The organism is Streptomyces sp. NPDC051172, from assembly GCF_040682555.1.
Classification (GTDB): domain Bacteria; phylum Actinomycetota; class Actinomycetes; order Streptomycetales; family Streptomycetaceae; genus Streptomyces.
On the sequence record NZ_JBFBBE010000296.1, the window covers coordinates 1 to 1,986 of the forward strand.

The following is a 1,986-nucleotide window of genomic DNA, read 5'->3' on the forward strand; positions in this document are numbered from 1 at the left end:
TCAACCCGCCACCGAACGCGTCACCTACACCCTCCAGCTCCACCCACTCACACCACGACCGCAGTCATCCTGAAACGATCAAGGAAGCGACGTTGTCCCGCCCCCGACCCGTACAACGGCGTCCCCTTCTCCACCGATACCGAAGAAATCATCGCCGGATACGCGACTCAGGTCTCCCACACCGATGTCCGTCAACTTGCCCACGCCGTCGACAGTGGGACGGCGGTCACCATCGAGTACGTCGCCACCACGGGCAGCCGCACGATCCGCACCATCAGCGGCCTCGACCTCGACCCTCCGTATCTGCATGCTTGGTGTCATCTACGCGATGCAGAGCGGGTGTTCACCCTGTCGCGGATCCACGGGGTGATGCCCCCGGGGTAACGCCCGAGCGGCGGACCGGGGTGTTCAAGGCACCGCGCGAAGGGGCGTCTGCATGAGCACGATCTCGCACCGTGCTGGCCGGTGGGGCTCTGTCACAGCGGTCGCCGGCGTCGGGAGCACGCAGCCATTCCGGTCCTGTTCGTGGTGGCGGTGGAGGCGGCCCGGCACGCGATCGGTCGCATCGCCGACATCACGGCCGACAGGCACATGGAAGGAGTCCGCCTCACCCGCCGGCTCCTCGCCCCGATCCCTACGTTCCTGCTGTGGCGCCGCATGAAGCTGTGGGAGCTGCGCTCCTACGAGCAGGTCATCAAGCTCGAACAGGAGCGCCTGGTCTATCAGGCCAGCCTCCGCTCCCGCTTCGGTCGCGCCTGGCGTCGCAGGGCCCCGGTGGAGTCGCTGATACCGCTGCGCCTGGCCCGCTACGGGGTCCCCCTGGCCGAGACGGCCTTAGCCGGGCTGGCCGCCGCGGGCACTGACGAGCCGCCCCTCACGTTCGAGCAGGTCCCGGTTGCGGCCCAGCGCCCAAGCCCCGCACTCGACGCCGCCGGCCAGGAGCACGAACCCGTGCAGGCGGGCGGCTCGGGGCGCCTCAGCCTGAACACCAGGTGCGAGCCGAACACCGGGGCCATGCGGACGACATGACGGCCGACGCGAATATCGGGGTTTGGTTCCCAGCGTGGTGACACACACCAAGCGCAGTAGGATCTTCGAAGCTGACCGGGGAAGGGGTGGGCCGGATGATCCGTGCGTACAAGTTCCTCATGCGGCCCACTGTGGGTCAGCAAGCCGCGCTCGGCGCGATGCTGCGTGATCACTGCTCGCTCTACAACGGAGCGTTGCAGGAACGCCGCGACGCCTGGCGGCACGCCTCGAAGACCACTGTCCGGTACGGGCAGCAGTCCGCTCAGCTCAAGGACATCCGCGTCTTCGATCCGGAGCGTCAGGGCCGGTGGTCGTTCTCGTCTCAGCAGGCGACCTTGCGCCGCCTGGACAAGGCGTTCGCCGCGTTCTTCGGCCGTGTGAAGTGCGGGGACAAGCCGGGATATCTCCGATTCCGGGGGGTGAACTGGTTCGACACGGTGGACTTCCCCAAGGACGGGGACGGCTGCCGCTGGGATGCCACCCCGCATGATCCCGTCACCCGCGTCCGGCTCCAGGGCATCGGGCACGTCAAGGTGCACCGGCACCGGCCCGTGACCGGCAAGGTCAAGGCGATCAGCGTCAAGCGGGAAGGACGCCGCTGGTACGTCGTCCTGACCGCCGAGCAGGTGCCCTCGTCGGCCTGCACCAGCTCGGCGATTCACTAGCACCCGGTTTCCGCCGGCCGAGGCCAGCAGCATCACCGCGCGCCGGTAGCGCACCGAATTATCAGCGAGGCCGCCGCCTGCTCGTGCTGGCCGAGCACCGGCCACCTCTCCGTGAGCACCATCGCGCTGCTGCCAGGCACAGGGAATGCGCGAGCTCCCAACCGACACTTCGCATTCCATGGCCTGCCCTGGCGGGTCGGCCTTCCCATCCGGAAGGGCTCGCCCCCGTGCCGAGTAGTTGGGGAGTGAGCATCGCCGCTCTCGCGCGGCCACTGCAGGAGGCCAGGCGAGA

At 68.4% G+C, this 1,986-nt stretch carries 1 protein-coding gene and 2 pseudogenes; all 3 read left to right on the plus strand.

Annotation, left to right across the window (positions count from 1 at the left end):
* Positions 1-384, plus strand: a 384-nt coding sequence (locus AB0N07_RS50475) for a WYL domain-containing protein (protein ID WP_365847673.1), incomplete at its 5' end; no start/stop codon positions are given.
* Between the two features lie 117 nt (positions 385-501).
* A pseudogene (locus AB0N07_RS50480) lies at positions 502-858 on the plus strand (DUF2637 domain-containing protein); the annotation flags it as partial.
* 266 nt (positions 859-1,124) lie between these two features.
* Positions 1,125-1,664: pseudogene (locus AB0N07_RS50485) on the plus strand (RNA-guided endonuclease TnpB family protein); the annotation flags it as partial.
* Between the last annotated feature and the right edge of the window lie 322 nt (positions 1,665-1,986).